Annotated in this window: 14 protein-coding genes; 1 reads left to right on the top strand and 13 read right to left on the bottom strand. The window is 50.2% G+C overall.

Features of this window, described 5'->3' with window-relative positions:
* Positions 1-94 precede the first annotated feature (94 nt).
* The 3 genes from EDM60_RS25385 to EDM60_RS25375 form a co-directional block, all read right to left on the bottom strand.
* Positions 95-631, bottom strand: a complete 537-nt coding sequence (locus tag EDM60_RS25385; RefSeq protein ID WP_122966442.1) for an RNA polymerase sigma factor — start codon at positions 629-631, stop codon at positions 95-97.
* A 257-nt stretch (positions 632-888) separates the two neighbouring features.
* Positions 889-1,545 (bottom strand): DJ-1/PfpI family protein, encoded by a 657-nt coding sequence (locus tag EDM60_RS25380; RefSeq protein WP_122966441.1) that lies wholly within the window; start codon positions 1,543-1,545, stop codon positions 889-891.
* A gap of 154 nt (positions 1,546-1,699) precedes the next feature.
* Positions 1,700-2,098 (bottom strand): hypothetical protein, encoded by a 399-nt coding sequence (locus EDM60_RS25375; RefSeq protein ID WP_122966440.1) that lies wholly within the window; start codon positions 2,096-2,098, stop codon positions 1,700-1,702.
* A gap of 106 nt (positions 2,099-2,204) precedes the next feature.
* On the opposite strand from EDM60_RS25375, the gene EDM60_RS25370 reads away from it, so the two are divergent.
* Positions 2,205-3,437 (top strand): cytochrome P450, encoded by a 1,233-nt coding sequence (locus EDM60_RS25370; protein ID WP_122966439.1) that lies wholly within the window; start codon positions 2,205-2,207, stop codon positions 3,435-3,437.
* Between the two features lie 244 nt (positions 3,438-3,681).
* Here the strand turns inward: EDM60_RS25370 and EDM60_RS25365 are convergent, their stop codons facing one another.
* The 10 genes from EDM60_RS25365 to EDM60_RS25320 all read right to left on the bottom strand — a co-directional run bounded on the left by EDM60_RS25365 (position 3,682) and on the right by EDM60_RS25320 (position 20,470).
* Positions 3,682-4,143: a hypothetical protein gene (locus tag EDM60_RS25365; protein ID WP_122966438.1), complete on the bottom strand. Its 462-nt coding sequence runs from the start codon at positions 4,141-4,143 to the stop codon at positions 3,682-3,684.
* On the bottom strand, positions 4,140-9,557 hold the full coding sequence (locus tag EDM60_RS25360) for an RHS repeat domain-containing protein (RefSeq protein ID WP_244226812.1): 5,418 nt from the start codon (positions 9,555-9,557) through the stop codon (positions 4,140-4,142). Before EDM60_RS25360 ends, EDM60_RS25365 begins: the two co-directional genes overlap by 4 nt.
* A gap of 48 nt (positions 9,558-9,605) precedes the next feature.
* On the bottom strand, positions 9,606-11,429 hold the full coding sequence (locus EDM60_RS25355) for an RHS repeat domain-containing protein (RefSeq protein WP_167470383.1): 1,824 nt from the start codon (positions 11,427-11,429) through the stop codon (positions 9,606-9,608).
* Between the two features lie 416 nt (positions 11,430-11,845).
* Entirely contained in the window at positions 11,846-12,928 is a 1,083-nt protein-coding gene (locus tag EDM60_RS25350; RefSeq protein ID WP_122966435.1) for a hypothetical protein, read from the bottom strand.
* Positions 12,929-12,987: 59 nt separating this feature from the next.
* A complete protein-coding gene (locus EDM60_RS25345) occupies positions 12,988-13,521 on the bottom strand; it encodes an RNA polymerase sigma factor (RefSeq protein ID WP_122966434.1) in 534 nt (177 codons plus the stop codon).
* Positions 13,522-13,843: 322 nt separating this feature from the next.
* Positions 13,844-15,481 carry an AAA family ATPase gene (locus EDM60_RS25340; RefSeq protein ID WP_122966433.1) on the bottom strand — a complete coding sequence of 546 codons (1,638 nt, stop codon included), beginning with the start codon at positions 15,479-15,481 and terminating at the stop codon, positions 13,844-13,846.
* Positions 15,482-15,651: 170 nt separating this feature from the next.
* The gene (locus tag EDM60_RS25335; protein ID WP_122966432.1) at positions 15,652-15,945 is read right to left on the bottom strand and encodes a hypothetical protein; all 294 of its coding nucleotides are present in this window, start codon (positions 15,943-15,945) and stop codon (positions 15,652-15,654) included.
* A 108-nt stretch (positions 15,946-16,053) separates the two neighbouring features.
* Complete coding sequence (locus EDM60_RS25330; RefSeq protein WP_122966431.1) at positions 16,054-17,469, bottom strand: FMN-binding glutamate synthase family protein; 1,416 nt, start codon at positions 17,467-17,469, stop codon at positions 16,054-16,056.
* A 217-nt stretch (positions 17,470-17,686) separates the two neighbouring features.
* On the bottom strand, positions 17,687-19,114 hold the full coding sequence (gene lpdA / locus EDM60_RS25325; RefSeq protein WP_122966430.1) for a dihydrolipoyl dehydrogenase: 1,428 nt from the start codon (positions 19,112-19,114) through the stop codon (positions 17,687-17,689).
* Positions 19,115-20,470, bottom strand: a complete 1,356-nt coding sequence (locus EDM60_RS25320) for a dihydrolipoamide acetyltransferase family protein (RefSeq protein ID WP_122966429.1) — start codon at positions 20,468-20,470, stop codon at positions 19,115-19,117.
* Positions 20,471-20,482: the final 12 nt, after the last annotated feature.

The following is a 20,482-nucleotide window of genomic DNA, read 5'->3' as shown; positions in this document are numbered from 1 at the left end:
CCCATCCCCTTTACGGGACAGTCCCTCCCTTTCGGCCTTCTGTATTTTTTGGTTCAACCTCTTTTTGAAAGCTTCCATGTCCACTGAATGTGACTCATATTGATGTTTCGCATTTTTCAACTGCTTTTCCATGGCTACCCTCCTTCACCATGGTCCGGTAAAGCTTCTCTCTGCCCCGGGCCAAACGGGATTTGACAGTGCCTTTGCTTACGCTGAGGATGTCACTGATTTGTTCAATGGACAAATCTTCAAAATAGTAGAGGATGATAGGCGTGCGAAATGGTTCCACCAGGTCTAGCACAAACTGGTAGCAGAGCGCTGCATCCAGCTTTTCCATCGTGATGATCTCGGCGCTTTTGCTCATGCGGGGCGGAAAAATTTCTGTCACGACTTCGCGCCACGTTCTTCGCCAGGACATCTTGCATTCGTTGATCGTAATACGGGCCAGCCAAGGAAACGGGTCTTTTCCGGGCTGAAATTGGTGGTATTGGCAGTACGCTTTGAGAAACGCATCTTGCACCCGATCCTCGGCAAGCGCCCAATCGCGCACATATGTATAGGCAAGCCGCACAAGCCGGTCCGTGTACGCCTCCACCCACGCTTCTAATTGACTCTCATCCAGTTGAACCACCTCCTTTGTTTTCTGCCTGTATTATGCAAAACAGAAAGCCCTGGTTCCCGGGAAAATGACAAAAACATACAGATCGTCCATTTTGCCAGCTCCTCGTTGCGGTTGCTGCCAAGCGACTGTTCTATCACTGCGATAAATAATATCATTCCGATCGGGTTTTATCATATAAGAGTTTATTATGTGGAAAGACGGAGCTAACGAGCAATCAAAAAAGAAGGAGCGCTGAATGCTCCTTCTTTTCTGGCTGGTCTTTGTATTTACATGCTTGGTTCCTTTTCGGCAAACGCTTGCAGCATTGCTCTGATCTGCTCCACCAATTGCGCTGGCGCTTTCTGCGGTGAACCTGTGTCAAACGGCGGCTTGGGATCGTATTCCAAAATCAGCTGTACAGCTTGTCCCATCTGTTCGCCCAATTCCCATGCGACCAATTGGAGGGCCATGTCGATCCCGGAGGAAACGCCCGCTGCTGTGACGATTTTCTCCTGGCGAACGACTCTCTCTTCCGTCGGGATGGCGCCAAGTGATGCGAGCAAATCGAACGACCCCCAATGGCTGGTGGCAACGACGCCATTCAACAGCCCTGCGGCACTTAAAATCAGGGAGCCGTTGCACACCGACGTCGTCCATTTGCTCGTCTCGTGGATGCGGCGAATCCACGCCAACGTTTCTTCGTCATTCATCGGCGTTTTATAGTGAGGCGGGCTGCATCCGGGCACAACCAGGATGTCGGCGGAAGTCACTTCGGAAAAATCGTAATCCGCGTGCAGGTAGCCCATGTTCGAGTCCAGTTTGACCAATCCTTTTTGCTTGGCGACAAACTTCACTTCCCACTGCAAGGTAGCAGCAAAAACGTCGTATGGGCCGATCGCATCCAGCGCGGTGATTCCATCGAAAAGCATGATCGCAACTTTCATGATGACCTCTCCTTTCAAGTAGGAACGACTTCTCCCCAAGAAACCCGCAAGCTAGACCACGCCTTGGTCTGCTGGAGGGTTTGGGTTTGGATTTGCTCTTTGCTCGGATTGGAATTGTTTGTCGATAAAAAATGTGGTCAGGTGTGCAAAAGACTCAGTACACTTCCTCCAGCTGATAGCCCCAAGCTATGATTTCCACGACAATATCTTGAAATGGGAAAATGTAATGATGCGCTTTCTCCAGGAAAGTAGCATGCGGGTCGATCAACCTCAGTTCATCCTGTAACGCTTTTATCCATTGGGAATCCGTCACTTCCAGCAAATAGCGCTGGAAATATCCGTTCTCGTCAATCGCCTCGTCGATGACCAGATTGGAAAACGGGTAGCAATCGATTGTCGTCGTTTGGATCGCCTGGTAAGGTTTAAACGTCAGTTTCCACCTTTTTTCATCTGCGTCATCAAATGTAACCGCAATGGTATTGGTGTCAAAGTGGATTTCTTCCAGCGGTGTTTCATGAATCACTACGCTGTCCAAAGCTATTTTTAACGTCATGTTTGTTCTTCTCCTTGTCCTTCTCCATTCCCTTTTGAAAAGCTTTTGCGCATAAAATTCCCTTTATTATCCACCCTATAATGGACAAATTCAAGAGGTGATGTAGATGGAAAAGCAGGCGTATTCACCGTCTGAGATAACGGATTTCCAAACGAAATCCGAACATTTTTTTCCGGTGGCATGGTACAAGAAAATGCTTGCAGAGCAGCCCGTTTTTTATCATGCGGGCACGAATACGTGGAATGTGTTCCGCTATGAAGATGTGAAGCGGGTGCTGACCGACTATGCCCTGTTTTCGAGCGTACGCCAACGGACGCTTGTCAATGTCGGGGCTGGTACTAAGGAAGGCTCTTTTCCAGAACGTCTCAATATCCACGACAGTGATCCTCCCGAACATCGCAAGGCGCGTTCCTTGTTCTCGGCTGCTTTCACGCCGCGCAGCCTAAAAGAGTGGGAGCCGCGTGTCGAACAAGTCGTGAACGAGCTGATTCGCGAAATGGAAGCAAAAACAGAAGTGGATATCGTCCAAGATTTTACCACTCCGCTGCCTATCATCATCATGGCCGAGCTGCTTGGCGTGCCGCATCAAGACAAATGGCTGTTCAAAAAATGGGTCGATCTTTTGTTCATGCCGATTCAAAAGGAAAAGAACGAGGAAGTTCATCAACAGAAGGAACAGGCGGCAAAAGAGTTTTTTGCTTACTTGCACCCTTTCGTGGTCGATAAAAGAACGCACCTTGCAGACGACATCATTTCTGATCTGATTCAGGCAGAATACGAGGGAGACAAGTTGACGGATGAAGATATTGTTACCATCACGATGTTTATTTTGGGGGCGGGCATCGAGACAACCAGCCTCCTGTTGGCCAACTCGTTTTATTCCTTGCTGTACGACAATCCGAACCTTTACGCTGAACTGAGAAGCGACCTCGACCTCGTCCCGCTTTTTGTCGAGGAGATGCTGCGCTATCGTTTTCACATTAGCAAAATGGATCGCACGGTGAAGGAAGATAACGATGTCTTGGGTGTTGAGTTGAAAAAAGGAGATGTCGTGATTGCCTGGATGAGCGCAGCCAATTTTGATCAGGCTGTGTTTGAAGACCCTTTTGCTTTGAACATCCACCGGAAAAACAACAATCGGCATCAATCGTTCAGCAATGGACCGCATATCTGTCTCGGTGCCCCCTTGGCGAGAATGGAAGCAAACAAAGCTTTTCACCACTTCATCAAGGCGTTCTCGCGCATTGAACCTGTTCCGGGCTTCGATCTGGAGGCGAATTTGCAACCTTCCGCTGCTGGTCAAGCCCTGGTGAGGCTGCCGGTGAGGGTTTGGCGTTAGGGATTTATGAGCAAATCCTTATCTTGTTCCACTTCGAACTTCATTGTTAGGTTGAAAAACTCTTGAATAAGCTTTTTGAGTATTTACTTTGTATCCTTGAAGAATGGCTGTTTTTGTTTCGGGCTTAAACATGTTCACACACCTGTCTTCATGAAACAGGAATACTATAAATTTTCACCTTGCTTCTTTAGGAAAAATTAAAGAACCCCAAACGAGCGTAAATTACTCGTTTGGGATACCTTGATTAAGAATTAGCCATCAATTTATACTCGATACCGATCTTAGTTAAAACTCCTGACTCTTCTAAATCAAATGCAAAGTGAACACCTTTGTCCGATACATAATTAGCTTGATATTGATCGGACATTACACTATCTAGTGTCCACGACACACCATTCTCGCTTAATAGTCCCTTAATGAAATCAATTGTTAGTTCATTTCCTCCATTGAAGTTTTTGATTTCAATACTATTAGGCATGTTTATAGTGCCATTATTAAGAGTAATCACTACTGTTTCTATCTTATTTTTACGGAGTCGAAATTCCAAGTCCCCATAAATAACAAAAGCGGGATATGACTTTCTTTCGGGTGTATAAATTTCAGGTTGTCCAATCAAATTTATGATTTCTTCTTCCGTTTCTCCTCCTGTAAAGTTTCCTAGGCTACCTGTTGTTAGTAATTTCATAAAGTCAATTGTTATCCTCACTTCATATCCTCCAATGCTTTTATCAGGAAATTAAACTCTGCTCCTTTCCCTGGTTTTCCCGATTTAGATAACTCCAATCCTCTTTGAGCATGTTTCAATAACCATTCTCTAAATTCTGGATGTTGAATAGCTTCTTCTGCTTGTTTAAGAGCAGAATTATATTGACTAGGATTTTTTGCTGCCATCCCTGGATGAGTCGGTTTAAAAGCAATACCTCCTTGATTTGTAGGAACAACAGTTATTTCGATTTTTCCTACATTAAAATGGACTCCCTTATCTAAAATGTCAGGTGCAATCTTCTGGGATTTCATCATATCGCGAATACTTTGTGGTAATCCTTTTGAACTCTTAAATGCATTTACTGCAGTTTTAGTTCCTGCTTTAGTGGTTTTAAGCAACTTCCCTACAGGAACAATATTAATGGCAACACTACCAGCTGCAAAGGCATCATCTGAATCCCAGTTCCCGTTTGAAAGTGTGTTAACATTTTCTACTCCTACATATTCGACTCCTGCTTTTTTCAAAGCCCCTGGTAATTCGTCACCAGCTTTGGTCATTCCAAGCCAAACTGCTCGTAAAGAAATCTCAGCATGTCCAGTAGGATCAATAAAAATCAATGGATTGTTAAGAACATACGTATACCGATTCAACGACAACGGATTATCCACCGTACCCTTATACGTATCCTCCGAAATAAACCTCCCGACCCTCGGATCATAATACCGGGCACGCAAATAGTAAAAGCCGCTCTTCTCGTCGTAGATTTCTCCGCTGTACTGAAACGGGTTGGACATTCCCTCTGTCTTGGAGATGACATTGCCCCACGTGTCGTACTCGTATTTGTTTTGTTCTTGTCCTGATTCGTCCAAAATCGAGACGACATCCCCATGGCTGTTATACGCGTAATATCCGCCTTTATCGGTGAGGAAGTCTTTGCGGAACAGCAGCTCATTGCCCCAAACATTGCGGGCAATCGCATTGCCGTTCGCATCCAGCTCCTCCAAGACGTTTCCGTCCATGTACACGTATTTTGTTTGCACACCATTTTCCGTCTTGGTGGCACGCAGTCCGTTCCCGAAATACGTGTAGGTCGCATCCAATCCGGTCGTATGGTTGGTCGCACTTCGCAGTCGATTCCGTTCGTCAAACGTATAGGTGGTCACACCTTTGTCGGCAGGTCGTTTTCCTGCAAAAGCGGAGCGATTCCCGCGACCGTCATACGTATACTGGTTCGTGGTTCCTGGAACAACTTCTTTGGTCAGACGATCGACTTTGTCATAATCGTATCGGTACAGCGTTCCATTTTTTTCGCTGGAAACGACATTGCCGAACGAATACTCGTTGTTTTCACTCCACACGGGACTTTCTTTTCGATGCGTCATTTTTTCTACTTGCCCAAACGAGTCCAAATCCCGTTCTACTTTGAAACCGTTCGGATACGCAAGCTGATAGCTTTCCCCGCTGGCTTTCATATGGTAGTCGTACTGAATTTTTCCTGTCAGCGGGCTGTTTACTTCCTGTAACCGCCCTGCCGGATCATATTCATAGTGGATTACGGTTCCGTCCGGATAGGTCAGTGAGTCTTTCGCATCGTCATTGTCCGTATATCCCAATTGATACGTGCGGCCAAATACCGTTTGGCTTTTCAACCGCTGAAACGCATCGTAGCTGTACGTGATCTCCCGATAGTTGTTGGCCGCCGGGTTGATGTCCGCCCCATTGCTGTTTGTTTCCTTCTGGACCAGTGACGTGTTCGGGACGTAGTCTCTGGTTTCCAAGTTGGTCACGGAACCGGAAGCATTGCGGGTCATCAGGCTTGCCAGCTCGTTAAACGGCGTATATCGATAAGCGTGGCGATTTCCTGCCTTGTCGGTAAAGGTGTTCAGCGTGCCATTTTGACTAAAAGAATAAGATTCAGTTGCTCCCGATGGCACATCCTGTTCGCTAAGCTTCCAGGATAGAGCATTGTAATGATTTTTGGTTGTCTGCATCTGATTTTCAGTGACGGTCAACAAATTTCCGAGCGCATCGTATTCGTACTGATAGCTGTTTTGTTCCGGGTCCAGCAAATAGGTAAGGTTGCCGTCATTGGTGTAGCGGTACTCCCAAACGCGTGTCTTGCCTGACTGGTCTTTTTCTGTCTTCTGCTTCACTTGATCAAACGAGTTTCGGACAAGCTCGGCGGTCAGGTTTTTGGCTCCGTCTCCTGCTCGCTGAATTTCTTTTTCGAGCTGGCCTTGTCGGTCGTGATATTGAACTGTTTGCAACCCGTTTGGCGCAAGTGTCATACGGGTGAGTGCGGGTGCGAAGCTGGTACCATCGCTGATCGAATTGGCAGTCAAGTATACGGTGGTGCCAACAGGGTCTTTTTTCTGCCAGATGCTTCCGTCTGTATTGTAGACATACGTGGTCGCACGTTCTTGATCGGCGTATGGCGCACTGGACAAAAGATGGTTGCCGTCTAGCGTGTAGGTATTGTACAGCAAAGGACGCGAAGTTCCGTTTGCTGCAACTTGCTCTTTATATTCGATTTCTCCGAATGGCGTGAACTGAGTGACCAGCTTGGTGCCGTTCGGGAGTACCATTGTGACCTTGCGCGCCGTATCGTCATAGGCGTAGGTAGTTGTCCTGGTTTGTTCCTTGCTCGTTACGCTTTCTTTCGTTCGACGGCCTAGCAAATCATATTCGTACAAGACAGCCATATCATCCGGGTAAACACGATTTGTCAGTCGGCCCATTCCATCGTAGGCGAAGCCGTGGTGCAAAGTTTGCATTTGCCCAGTCGACACTTCGACTCGCAGGTTGATGTCAACAGGATACAGCCCCAGCGGATCGTACCCGGTAATATTTTGCGTCACTGTCTTCGCGTCTGGTCCCGTACTCGTTTCCGTTGCGGAGGTCAGCTGTTTGTTATCGTTATACGTATAAGCTCTGTCTACCTGCATGACCTTTGCTGATCCGCCATCCGGATAAGAATCGATGATTTTTTCCGTTGCCAAAAGCCCTTTGGAATTATACGTATACGTTTCCTTGTGGTAGTGCTCCGGATTGTCTGCGGCCGTCTTCGTTATACTGGCAGGCATACGCAGCGCAGAAAGGAGAAGCGGATTTACATATTCTCTCGTTGTGATGTTGCCTTTCGGATCTATCTCTTTGGTGACATCACCGTAAGCGTTGTAATTGTATTGTATCGTTTGCGCGTAGCGATCCAAACGTGCTTGCACCTTCGATAATCGATTAAGGCTTGGCGACAAAAGAAACGCATACACATCTGCATCGGCGGTCATGGAGGCTGGACGCCCTAAGAAGCTGTAGACGTAAGACGGTTTTGTATCCCGTTCCTTGTACAAATAGCTCGTGTAACTAACCGGGTTGTAGCGATAGGTCTTGCCCTCTTCCGTGAAGGAAAGCTCTCCCGGAATCGTCTCGTTGTCTCCTCCGTTGCCCACGTAGTTTTTTACCGATTGCAGCACGAAATTGCGATCCTGATTAGGGGTGTAGCTTTTGTCTTCACTTGGCAGCCCGTCCTGCAACGTTCTGGACACGACCAATGCCCCGTCTCTGGTAAGCGACTGCTTGGCAAACCGAACTGATTGCGCTTTGGGCGACTTCCAGATTTCTTTTGTAATGTGCGGATAATACTTCGTATACGAATACCATTCTGTGCCAGGCTGATCGGGATGCGGCGTTTTCGCAAAACGGAAGTTGACCGCTGTGACAGGCAAATAGCTGGTGTACGTCAGCGCTTCCTTGTCGTGATAAATCCGGGTCACGCCCCGGTCGAGAAACCCTGGGGCATCCGGCTGGTACAAGCTGTACGTATACGTCATGGACAAACCTTCGACCGGATAGTTGACTTGCTTGAGCAGCTTGTATTCGACGGTGTTTCTTCGTTCCTTGTCGAGATCGGTGTACGCAGTAGATTCCAGGCCGCCGTCGTTGAAGTCGATCACGCCATTCGGAGCCGGGAAGCCATATCCGGCATGCAGATCGAACTCGGCTTTTCCGTATGTTTTCGGATCGAGATAGCTGTACTCGGCAATGACCTTGCTCTCTCCCCCTGTGATGCTATGCTCGACAACCCGATCTGTGTTGGTAGCGTAATCTGAGTCGTATTCGAGATGTTTCAGCAGCTTTGTCTCGCTGGCATCCTGGTAAACTTTGAGAACGACACCCCCGCCTCGTTCCATGACGATCAGGCGGCCGACACTGTCTGTTATTTCAATCGGCAATCGGTAGTCTTCGGGAATGCGGTAGCGGATGGTATCTCCGTAGGCATTCGTCTTTTTGACCAGGAAAATCCGGTACATGACATCACCGCGATAGTTTTCATCTTCGCCAAATTCATACGTGTTGCCATCTACGGAGAGCGTCACAATATGCTTCTCGCCAAACTCCCCGGAAGGCTGGCGGTAGGATAACATGCCGGCATTTGGCTTGTACGGCGTATTCACCCATTCCCCTTTGATGGAAGAAGACTCAAGAATCGTCCCGTCTTCCAACGTAAAAATGTAGCGCTTTCCCTCACTGACCGAACCGCATGTATATTTGGAATCATCCGACCGGAACGTGCACTTCGCGTTTTCTTTGGACACTTCCTGAAACTGCGGAAAATTAAAGCTCCAGCCTTCCGGCAACCCATCGTTGTTCCCTTGCAGCGGAGCTGTTTTGTTTTTGCCTGATGTGGAAAAGTAAATCCTTTCCGTCATCGCATCCAGCGACGAGTAGCGGCGCTCGACCGTCAAGTCCATGCCGTGCTTGCCTTCCAGCTGCACATCCACTTCCTGCACGTTTGCCGCCCGGTACAGCTCGTCCACCGGATTGTCCGTATTGGTGCGCTGGTATTTGTAGGTCAAGCCTTCCGTTTCGAACATGGCGTCTTCTGGAAGCGTGGTCGCTTGCGCAGCCAAAGCTCTGGCTTGCGGAACGGCTGCTCGTTCGTTGCGACGCTCCTGATACGTCTTGATTGCTGGAAGGAGTGTTGATAGTTTCGTCATTTGTGCTTTTGTCAGCTTGTCCAACTTTTGATTGACGGTATCATCCGACCATCCATATTTCTCTACTTGCTCGTGATGCGACAAAAAGCGATCGAATTGAGGATAGAAATAGGCTGCAAGCTGCAACACGCTTCTATCCTTCCATTGATAGAGCTTCCAAGCATCTTCGGGGCGGATCGAGTCCCACTCTTTACTCGTCACTTGTTCTTGCAAAAAAATCGGTTGCTCGTCCGGATTTTGCTGTTTGGGTGCGTTGCCTTGCTGCTTTGCGTTTTGATAGGCTGCAAGCCATTTTTTGGTCGCCGCCTTCTGATTCTCATCTTGTTGTGCCGCTTCCGGATTGGCTTGAACGGCCTCTGTCTTCGCCAATGCCAGATTGGGGGTCAGCAAAGAAAGCCCCAACAAGATTGTGATCATTTTTGACCACCCGTACCTGATTCTCATAGCGCCAATGCTCCTCTTCACTTAATAGTCCGTTTTCTTGCTGAGATTTCCGTTGCTGTCATACGTAAACTCGGAGAGGACTTGTTCATTTTGCCTGATTTGAGTCAGTTGTCCTTTGGCGTTATACACGTATTCGACCCCCGTATAGCGGGCGAGCAAACGTGCGTGAACGGCATTGTTGTCAGCGGAAGAGACGACAACATAGTAATCCCGGCCTTTTTCCATGGATACAATCGCTTTGGAAAATGGCGGGTGATCCCCGTCGTCATTGGCGGCAAGCAGCCTGGTCTCTCCGAAGTCTTCATAGATTGCCAGCTTGGTATTGCTTGGCCCGCTCCCTTCCACTCCCCCAAAATAGGTGGTTGAGAGTTCAAAATCTCCAGAGGAAGGCGCCGTAAATTTGTAGATTTTTTTGGAGCCTTTGGCAAGATCGAGATCGGGCGGCGCTGCGAGCGTGAACGAGTCTGTATTGGTAAACTCCAGCGCGAATGTGTCTGTCGTCACATCTGCATCTGCACCAGCTATTTTTGCCTTCGGAATCGTCACAAACAGATTCGCTGCGCGGTGTTTCTGCTCGTGTTCAACCGCTTTTCCCGTAAATTGAATGCTTAATTGTGTGCTGTTGACACGTGTAACAAGCGGCTGCAAACCAGTTGGGACGTTGTGTACTGTCACAAAAGAGGCTGCATCGGAAGTAAAGGTGCCATTTTTTAAGACGACAGTCTGCGTTTCTGTCAGCGTCCCATCGTTTGCAGAAGACTCGTGAAGCGCAGCGGAAACGACACTGGCACTGGCATCCAAAGCAGCTGTCAACCGGGCGTGAAGTCCTTTTGTCGAATCAAAAGAAGTAGCCAGAACAAAATAGGTCACGCCTGCGTCCAGTGACACTTTAATTTCGGAAAAGAGAGAACCATCGACTGCCTCATCATTAAACTTCAGGGCTTGCTGCAACTGCTCGTCACGAAACACGGACAAAACCGTATCAAACGGGGCGCCAAATCCTCCGTATGGACTTGTATAAAAACGGTAAGTACCAGTTACAGGAGCCGTAAAGCGGTAGCCAGGGGTTTCCCCGGTAGGAAGACTGATATCAATAGGTTTAGCCAGATTGAGTACAGTCGTAATCTTACTGAATGACAATAAATAGGAGGTCGTTTCACTAAAATCGCGGCTCATGCTAAATACAGAGAAATAATAGGTCGTATTCGGTTGCACCTGAAAAGTGACGTTTTCCGTTACCCCAACTCCTCCTCGCGTACTCATGCCCACTACTTTGTTCGGCGCTTGCATGACTGCCAGGTCGAAGTTTTTATCTTCGGGAACGCGCAATGTCACCGTAAGCTCGCCAGATTGCGCCCCTGAATCAAAACGGTACATATCGAGATCTTTAGCTGTAGACAGCTTCGAATTGTAAAAGTTTCCACTTGTTACAGGGTAACTTGTGTCTACATCGTCGTTCGGTTCAAACGGGTCCAAGACAGGAGCAGCAGCGGCAAAAGCGGTTGCGGTTCTGCTTGCCAGCTTAGGTTGAAGCTCCTGTTCCTGCGGCTTTTGCTTCAGCGAAAGTTCGGGGATTAACTGTTCCCAATATTTATCAACTTGTTCTTCCAGTTGTTTTTGCAGGGAGTAAATGTGTGCTGCTTGTTTTTGCAAAGACTTGTTAATTTTCTCTTGGCGGATTTGCTTGTTGGAATCAATCGGTGTCTGATGCAGCTTGAGGTTCTTCTGTGAAAAGGCAGCTGATTGTTTTTCGATTTTTTTCGCGAGCTTCTTGTCGCCTTTTTGCAGGGCAAGCTCTTGAAAGAAAGTCAATGTGTTCAGCAAACCGTAAATCTCTTGATCCATCTGAGGAATCGCTGTCGCGGGATTCTCTTCGGCAGAAGCTCTCGCTAGAGGAACGAAAACGAGAAAAAAGAGAAGGAAAAGAAGGATTGCACTTGTGCTTTTCATGATCTTGCTGGACATTTCTTGCTCACTACTTTCCTTGAACTTGAACGAAATGAATGAAGGGCATATTTGGGTCAGCGACGTGCTATTTTACGAAAAGGATTATGTATTCCACCACCTCAGCTATATCTCTCAGCTATCAAAAACAACATACGATAGTATATCAATCCGTTCAGCTATTGCCTTGGCTTAAATATTGGTTGCATTAACAATAAAAGCCTTACTTGTTCGCACACAAAAAAAACCGCCAGAACATTTCTCTGACGGTCTTCCAGCTTGTAAAAAAGCCAATTAAACTCTCACAAACATACAGCCTAGTTGCCCAACTGAATCGGAACCTCCATATCCACATCGCGGTACTGGCGCTCCTGGATCGCGTAGGAGATCGTCAGTTCTTTCGGCTGTTTTTCCAACCCGTTGATGTAAAGAGCGCTTTTGATCCGCACCCGTCCGTCTTGATCGCGGACGTACTCTCCATCGCCGTTGTCCATGCTCACTCTGTATGTTTTCCCTGTCTCGTCTGTTGCACTCCATTCCGTGATGTAGATGATGTCTTTTGGCAGCAGTGCTTCAAATTCAATGATCCCGCCTTTGTTTCTCACTTCGTACCGTCCGGCGATCTTCTCCTGCTGATCGTTCGTTTTCAGATGAAACTTGTGGAAGGTAAAACGGCTGCCGCTGCTTTCTACCGTGACGGGTTGTTTGCTCAACGCATCCAGCGAAAGCTTGCCCTGGAAAGTTGCCAATTCATTCATGTAGATCGAGTGGAGCTTGAAGGTCACCTTTTTCTGGTCGGCAAATGGCGTAAATCCGTCCCACCACCTCCACATCATCGCATCGCTGTCTCCTTCGCCTTTTGTGGTAATCGTTACCGCATTTTTGCGAATGCCGTTCAGCGAATCGAGCACGGTGTCATCCCGACCGGCAAGCAGCTTTCCGTTCTCGTCAAGAATTTCGTATGCCAAACTGTGACGGTTCAAATAGTCGCCCAGCTCACCAGAAGCGTTTTCCGCCATGCTTTGATACTCCTTTTTGCGCTGCTCGTTCCAACTGGTCGTAAGCGACAATAAGCTGTTGCTTGGAACGTTCGTCAGTTTATCCAGCTTGACCACGACTCCTTGAGGTGACGTGTACTCGCGATTGATTGCGACGGTCTTCGCGACTTCCTTTGCTTTTTTCATGTCGATAGGAACATCCAGCTTCCAAGAACCGCCCTTCCCTTTGATATCGTTGAACTGGACTCCGACCGTCAGTGTGTCCGGGGATTTCTGTGCGGTGTTGAACAGTTCGATCACTTCCTGTTCGACCAAAATGTAGCCCCCGTATTCTCCCAATGTCCAGCCGTCTCCCTCCGGATTCAAGTCTTGGCCGGTTTCGTCTGTCAGCGTGAAGTCCACATCAATGTCATCCAGGCTGCAAGCGAGCTTTTTCCCGTCCTTGTCGACAAAATCAAAAATCAGAGCGATCCGCGTTGGATCGGCGAGTGCTTCTTTTTCGCCCGATGCAGTCTCATCTGCACCGTCGTCGTTGGCAGCACTAACATCTCGCTGATCTCTTTGTAGCTGAGCTGATCGATGTAGCGCAGGACAACGACCGCGCGATATTCCTCTTCCAGCCCCATGATGTGACGAAGCAGAACTTGCTGCTGCTCTTTTTGCAGGAAAGCTTCCTCCGGTGTCTCTGACCCGATCAGTTCCACCTCTTCGTCCGACGTCTTGACGCTTCGCTTCCGTTTCCTCAGTTCATCCAGGCAATGGTTGATGGCAATCCGGTAGAGCCATGCGGAAAAATTACCGTCCGGCTCAAGCTTTTCCAACTGGAAATACGCTTTTGTAAAAACCTCCTGGGCCAAATCTTGGGCATCCTGTTTCTGTCCAATCATCCGGTACAGGCGGGCAAAGATTTTTCCTTTATACTTGTCGACAAGTCGTGCATAGGCTTGCTGATTTCCGCCCTGCACCAGACGAACGAGCTCGTTATCGTCTTGCATCTTCCCTCTGTTCCTCCCATGTAAAAGGCTTGCTGCGCAGCTTGTGCCTTTTTGGTCCAAACACGTCTGTCTGTTTTTTCACCAGACTCTCCCACTGCTCGGGCTGGTTGCAGGTTGCCAATTTTCCCAGACTTTTGACATGTTCACCAAGTATAACGAACATCCCGCGATTTTCTTTCCCATTTTCCCTAAAAAAGTGATAAAACTTTCCAACCCCTGAGCAAACCGACGTATGCTCGCAGTTGTCGATCAACACAAAAAACCGCCCAGACACCGAAGTGACTGGCGGTTCGATACGGCCCGAAGGCACATGGATGAAAGTTTACGACAAAGCAGGCCGCTTGTCGCCGTACAACTGCACGTACAGTTCCTCGATTTCTTCTCCGGTCAGGTCGCCTCGCTTCAACAGCTCCTCCGCGATGGCGTGCACGAAATCGGCGTATTGGCGCACCAATTGCTTCACCTGTTTCATTTGCTCATGCAGCAGTTCGTTGATTTTTGGCCGAAGTGTTTTGAGCGCCTCCTGCCGGGCACCTGTAGCGAGCCAGCTGAACAACTCGTCGCCCATGCCGACCATGCCGAGATAAGCGCCTGCCAGCTCGGTCGCTTGCTGCAAATCAGAGGTGACTCCGTTCAATTTTTTGCCGAGAAACTCTTCTTCGACGGCTCTGGCAGCGAGGCACACCTGAATCGCAGCCAAAATTTCGCTGTCGCTGCGATTGTACCGCTCATGCGTCGGTTTGGTTGCGGCCAGGCCAAGAGCGCCGCCGCGGCGAATGATCGTCACCTTCCAGACCCGTTCGTGCGGCTTGAGCAAATATTGCGCGACGGCATGACCTGCCTCGTGGTACGCTACGTTTCGTTTTTCGTCCTCACTCATGGAGCGCAGCGGCTGTTTCAATCCCCACTCGTACGTTTCCATGGCGACCCGGAAGTCGTCGTAGCTGGCGCTTTGCGCTCCACGCTGGTGGGCGATGACGACCGATTCATTGACGATATGCTTGATCTGGGCAGGACTGTAGCCGATTGTATCCAAAGCAGCACGTTCCGGGCTGAGAGATTCGTCGTGCTTCACCTTTTCCAAATAATATTGGAAAATATCGATCCGTCCATTGTAGTCCGGAGTGTCGACCCACAGTTGTCTGTCAAAACGGCCGGGCCGCAACAGCGCGGAATCGAGCACGTCCGGCAAGTTTGTGGCGGCAATCGTCATGACGGCGGGGCGCTCAGCCTTTTTGCGGCGCAGACCGAGGGAGCGCAAAAATTTGGCGATTTTCGAGCTGTCGAGGTTGGGCGGGTCCATTTGCAAAAGCAGCTCATTCAACAAGCCTGTGCCGCCCATCCCCAGCATCCCGCCTCCGCCCATTCCCCCTTGGCGCTGCATGCCGATCGCGTCGATCTCGTCGATGAAGATGATGCAGGCGCCGTACTCCCTGGCGCGTTTGCGCGCTTTTCTGTACAATCCCATGACTTTCAGGTTGCCGACACCGAAAAACATGTTTTGAAAACTGGGGGCCGAGGCGTAGGCAAACGGAACCTGGGCCTCGTTGGCAATGACCTGCGCGAGATACGATTTGCCCGTACCCGGTGGGCCGCACAGCAAAAGACCGCGGATCGCTTCGCCCCCCATTTCCTTAAATTCCTTCACACCCTTTAGCAAGGTAACGATTCGCTCAGCATTTTCCACAATTTCCGGATTGCCGCGATAGTCATTCCACGTCGCTCCTGTTTCCCCTGGCAAAATCCAATACGTCCGCCCACGCGCCAAAAACCAGAACAGGGCAACAAACTGGATGATGATGAACATAACGGCAAACAGCAATTGAAACAGCAAGCCAAGGATGCCCAATGCGATTGACCAGTAAGTCGGCCCTCCTGTGTACAACACGATCGTTAAAAAGGCGATGGCTGCTACCCAGAGGAGGACTTTCCGCCACTTGATCCATTGATAGTTTCTCATGGACCTACTTCCTTTACGGAAAATTTTGAATTTTTGTTGGAAAGTCGCAAGGAGGTCTATCCAGCCAGAAGGAAACCGATCGTACTCTTTGACGCTCCTCTTCTCTCACTATCAAGGTCGTGTTTCAAAAAGAACGAACAGCCCACCGGGATGGAAGGCCAACCTGTTGCTTATGCAAATCGTTTGATAATGTCAAGCAGGTACTTCACAATGACAGCCAAGCCGCAGATGAAGTACCAAACGACAAGAATATACCCGCTCGGGTCGATGACAATCATGGAAACGATAATGTTTAATGGCAATACATAATAAAGAATGTCCTTCAAATAGCCCAAGACAAAGGACGGGTTGACCGAGCCTGCCCAGAACGAACGGAACAGGACGATGAGAAAATCGATCATCATGAGTCCAAAAATGGCCCATATCGTATAAATCATCCAGTCAGCAAGTGTAAAGGTCATCATGCCTCACCTCCTTGCTACATACTATGCCTTGGTTACGCTCGGGTGAGGGGGCCTCTGCCATAAATTTGCAGCCTTGTTGACTGGATTCAGCCACTATTTTTGTCTCATTTAACGGCTGCGGTGGACACGCGGGTAGCAAGCGAGCGGAATGCGTGTGACTTTGCTGGTCATGCTGTCCAGAGCGGCCAAATCCTCGATGCTCACCTGACGAAACGACGTTTTGCCGAGGGCGAGGGTCGCGATCCGCATTTCATCGATAAAAGAACGGAAAAAGTTCTCCAAATACTTGGCTCCTTCTTGCACGTTGAACTCCTTTTGAAAACGGCCGGAATAAAAGAGCAGCTGGGTAGGCGGCTCCCACGGAACGACTTTTATCACTTGATCGTGCGTCATCGCCCAGAGCAGCGCGGTTCCGAAGTAAACCCCGTCGACCCCCAATGCCATCGCTTTAAGGCACTCCCCCGGCGTAGCGTAACCGCCTCCGCTCAATAGCGTGATTTTGTCCTTGACCTTGCGCTGTTGCAAGTAGCGAACCGCACGCGTCACGGCATAAATCGTCGGCAAGCCAACATCATCCTGAAGGATCGGCGCATTTCCCTTGTATCCGGCTTGTCCTCCGTCGAGACTGATAAAATCCACCCCGGCGGAAATCGCGACTTCCAGGTCGGCTTCCATTTTGGCGCTGGCGCACATCTTCACCCCGATCGGTACGCCTTCCGTCAAGGAACGCAGCTGATCGACGAGTTTGCGCAAGTCTTGTGGTTGCTGAACCTCCTTATGTTTGGACGGAATGACGGCATATTCTACATCCGGAAGCTCCATGATTTGACTGGCCTTGCCTTTCAGCTCCCAACTGGGGATAAACGTAGCCGCTCCAGCCGTAGCGCCTTGGCCCATCCGAATTTCAATGGCATCCGCTTGCCGAAGAATCTCCGGGCTTTTCGACCACGTCGCCGAGTGATATTGATAGATCAAATATTTTGCGTTTTCTCTTTCTTCGGGTAAGAATCCGCCTTCTCCCGTATTGGTCACCGTCCCTACCGCAGCCGTGCCCTTGGCGATGGCGATTTTCGCCTTTTCCGAGACGCCAACCCCGTATCCCAAACCGCCAGACAAAAGCGGGATTTGCAAGGTCAACGGCTTCTTTGCCATCGGGCCGATCGTAAGCTGCGTATCGACTTGTGCATCCTCGTGAGCAGGCAGGACAGCCAATTGCGCCGGAGAAAAAACGAGACCGTCGTAATTCAGAAACTTTCGCGGGCTGCCGAACGGCCTTTCGATGGCGATTCCTTCCGATGCGCGCAAACTGTTTTCCAGCACTTTCGCGGGAGAGATTTTGGTCAGCGCGGAAACGATCTCCCAAATGTTTTCCGGGTAGCGATCGTTCATCAGCCTTTTCGTAAAGCGGCCGACTACCCAGCTGATCACCGTTCTCGAACAGGCAAACGCGACCATCGCCAACAAAACGAGGGCGAGGAACGCTCCCATGCTTGCGCCGATGCCAATCGTCATCCATTTCTCCATTGTGGTCACCCCCTCTGTTCCGCTAGTCGAAAAAACCGTTTCTTCCTTAGTCTGCTTTAGGATTGGAAAACATATACTTTTGACCCTCGCAAAAGTAGACGGGAGTGTCACTCTCAGCCTGGCAGCTGGCTTGTTGAGCTGTTCCAAGCGGGGGAAACCCATGAATAGCAGCAAAAAACCTCCCCGCCCGTTGCTGAGCGAAGGAGGTTGTCTTCCCCTATTTTTTGTTGACCATATGGATGGCGTGCCCGAGGACGGCTTCTGCTGCTTCCAGCCACACCTCGCTCAAAGTCGGATGCGGGTGAATCGTTAAAGCCAAATCCTCGACTCGCGCTGCCAGCTCTAGCGCCAGGACGCCTTCCCCGATCAGATTGGGCGCATCGGCCCCTACTACGTGCATCCCCAACAACAAATGCGTGTCTTCCTCGACGATCACCTCTGCAAAGCCTTCCCGTTCCCCCAAAGTCAGCGCCTTGCCGTTTGCCCGATACGGGAAGGAAGCAGCCTTGACACGATGGCCCAATCCTTCCGCCTCTGTTCGCGTCAAGCCTACGCCTGCAATCGGCGGGTCTGTAAAAATGACATACGGGACGTACGGCGAATCCATGCTGCTTGGCAAGTCCGCGATCACCTCGGCAGCGACGATGCCCTGTTTGGACGCGCGATGCGCCAAAGCAGGCCCAGGAGTTACATCGCCGATGGCAAAAATGTGCGGCTGGTTCGTCCGGCAAAAAGCATCGACGGGAATATGGCCTCTTTCGTCGACGTTGACGCCTGCCTGTCCAAGCCCGATTTCGCCCGTATTAGGCACTCGTCCGATGGTGACGCCTGCTTTGTCGACGGTCAGTTCTTCGCGACCGTTTGCTTCCGAGAAAAGCGCTACGGTCACACCACCATCTCCGCGCGACATGCTCTCGACTTTTGTCGCCGTTTTCAAGGTGATTCCCAACTGTTTCGCTTGCTTGCGCACTTCCTGGGTCAGATGCGAAGCCGTTTGTGGCAAAATGCTGTTGGCGGCTTCCACGACTGTTACTTTTGTTCCCAGTTTGGCATACGCCATGCCCAGCTCCATCCCGATGTAGCCGCCGCCGATGATCGCAAGCGTCCCCGGCAATTCCTGCAAGTTCAACAGGTCGCTGGAATCGAGGATCGACTCGTGATCCGTGGCCAAAGACTGCGGTACAAACGGCCGTGATCCTGTCGCGATGATCGCCTGCCGGAATTTGTACGTCTCGAAGTCTCCCCCCGTCTCGACGCCGATCCGATCCGCTGAGAGAAAAGTCGCGGAGCCTTTGACGACAGTCACTCCGTTCGCTTTGCAAAGCTGCTCCACACCCTGGCTCAATTGAGAAACGACAGACTCTTTCCATGTATGCCAGTCAGCCAACTGAAACGAAGCGTTTCCTTCCGGCAGCCTGATGCCCAACTTTCCCAACCCAGCCAGCTTATGAAATTCGCTTGCGGCGTGAATCAGTGCTTTCGAGGGAATGCAGCCCCGGTTCAGGCACACCCCGCCCAACGCTTCTTTTTCAATCAACACGACCGATTGCCCCAACTGACCCAGGCGAATAGCAGCTGCATACCCGCCCGGTCCGCCTCCGATCACGACTACGTCTGTTTCGATTGCGATTTCTCCGACTACCATCTAGACCATCTCCGCAAACAACAAATTTGGGTCTTCGAGCAACTCCTTGATCCGGTTCGTGAAGCGAACGGCTGTCACTCCATCGATCAGGCGATGGTCAAAAGACAGCGACATGTTCATCATCTGGCGAATCACGCCTTCATCCTCGCGCACGACCCAGCGCTTCTCCATTTTGTGCAAGGCCAAAATCGCCACTTCCGGATGATTGATAATCGGCGTTGCCTGCAGCCCGCCTACAGGTCCGACATTGCTGATCGTAAACGTTCCGCCTGTAATTTGCGCAAGCGTCAGTTTGCCTTCCCGGGCGAGTTCGGCGAGGTGTTTGATTTCTTTTGCCAGTTGAAAAATCGACTTCTTGTCCGCGTCCTTGATCACAGGCACGATCAGTCCGTCCGGCGTATCGGTAGCGATGCCGATATGGTAAAAGCGCTTCAGCAAAATTTCGTTCGTGGCATCGTCGATGGAAGCATTCATCACCGGATATTCTTTGAGCGCAATGACCAGTGCCTTGATAAAAAACGGCAGGAACGTCAGCTTGACTTCTTTTTTCTCCGCGTGCGGTTTCAGCTTTTCCCGCAGAGCCAGCAACTGATCCATTTCCAGTTCATCGACGGAAGTGACGTGTGGAATGATCGTGACCGATTTGACCATGTGCTCGGCAATTTTTTTGCGAATGCCTTTGAGCGGGATTCGCTCGATGCTGTTTGCGCTTTCTCCCGGCATCGCGGCAAAAGCTTCCTTGCTCCCCAGTGCAGTCCCTTTTTCCGCTGCTGGTGCTGTATCGGTAGTGCTAGTGCTGGCAGTCGCCACAACTTCCGCCTCGCGAGCTGTTGTTCCCTTGGGAGGCGCCACTGCAAACGACGTCGCAGACACTTCCTGCAAGGCACGCTTTTGCCCGGCACTGGCGAACAAGCGCAAATCTTCTTCCGTTACGCGCCCCGCCGGACCTGTGCCGACTACTTGTTCGATGTCGATTTTCATTTCTCTCGCCAACTGCCTCACATATGGCGTAGCCAAGGAACGGCGTGCCTGATGTCTGGATGGTACGACAGGGGGCGAAACTTGCTCCGGTGCGGCTGGCGCATTTCCGGTCGATTTCTGCTTCACTTCCCCCGCAGCACTGCCTGTATCGATGACGAGGAGCACCGTTCCCACCTCAACCGTATCGCCCTCCGCAATGCGAATTTCCTGGACGACTCCGGTTGCCGGAGCGGACAGCTCTGCGTTGACTTTATCCGTTTGCACTTCAATGACAGGCTGATCATGCACCACAGAGTCGCCAGCGCGCACCAGCACTTTCAAAATTTCGCCTTCATGCATGCCTTCTCCCACATCCGGGAGCTTAAACTCCACCATGTCCCTCGCTCC

Origin of the sequence: Brevibacillus parabrevis, assembly GCF_003710905.1 — a bacterium.
Taxonomy (GTDB): Bacteria; Bacillota; Bacilli; order Brevibacillales; family Brevibacillaceae; genus Brevibacillus; species Brevibacillus parabrevis.
This window is presented reverse-complemented; position numbering and strand designations above follow the sequence as displayed.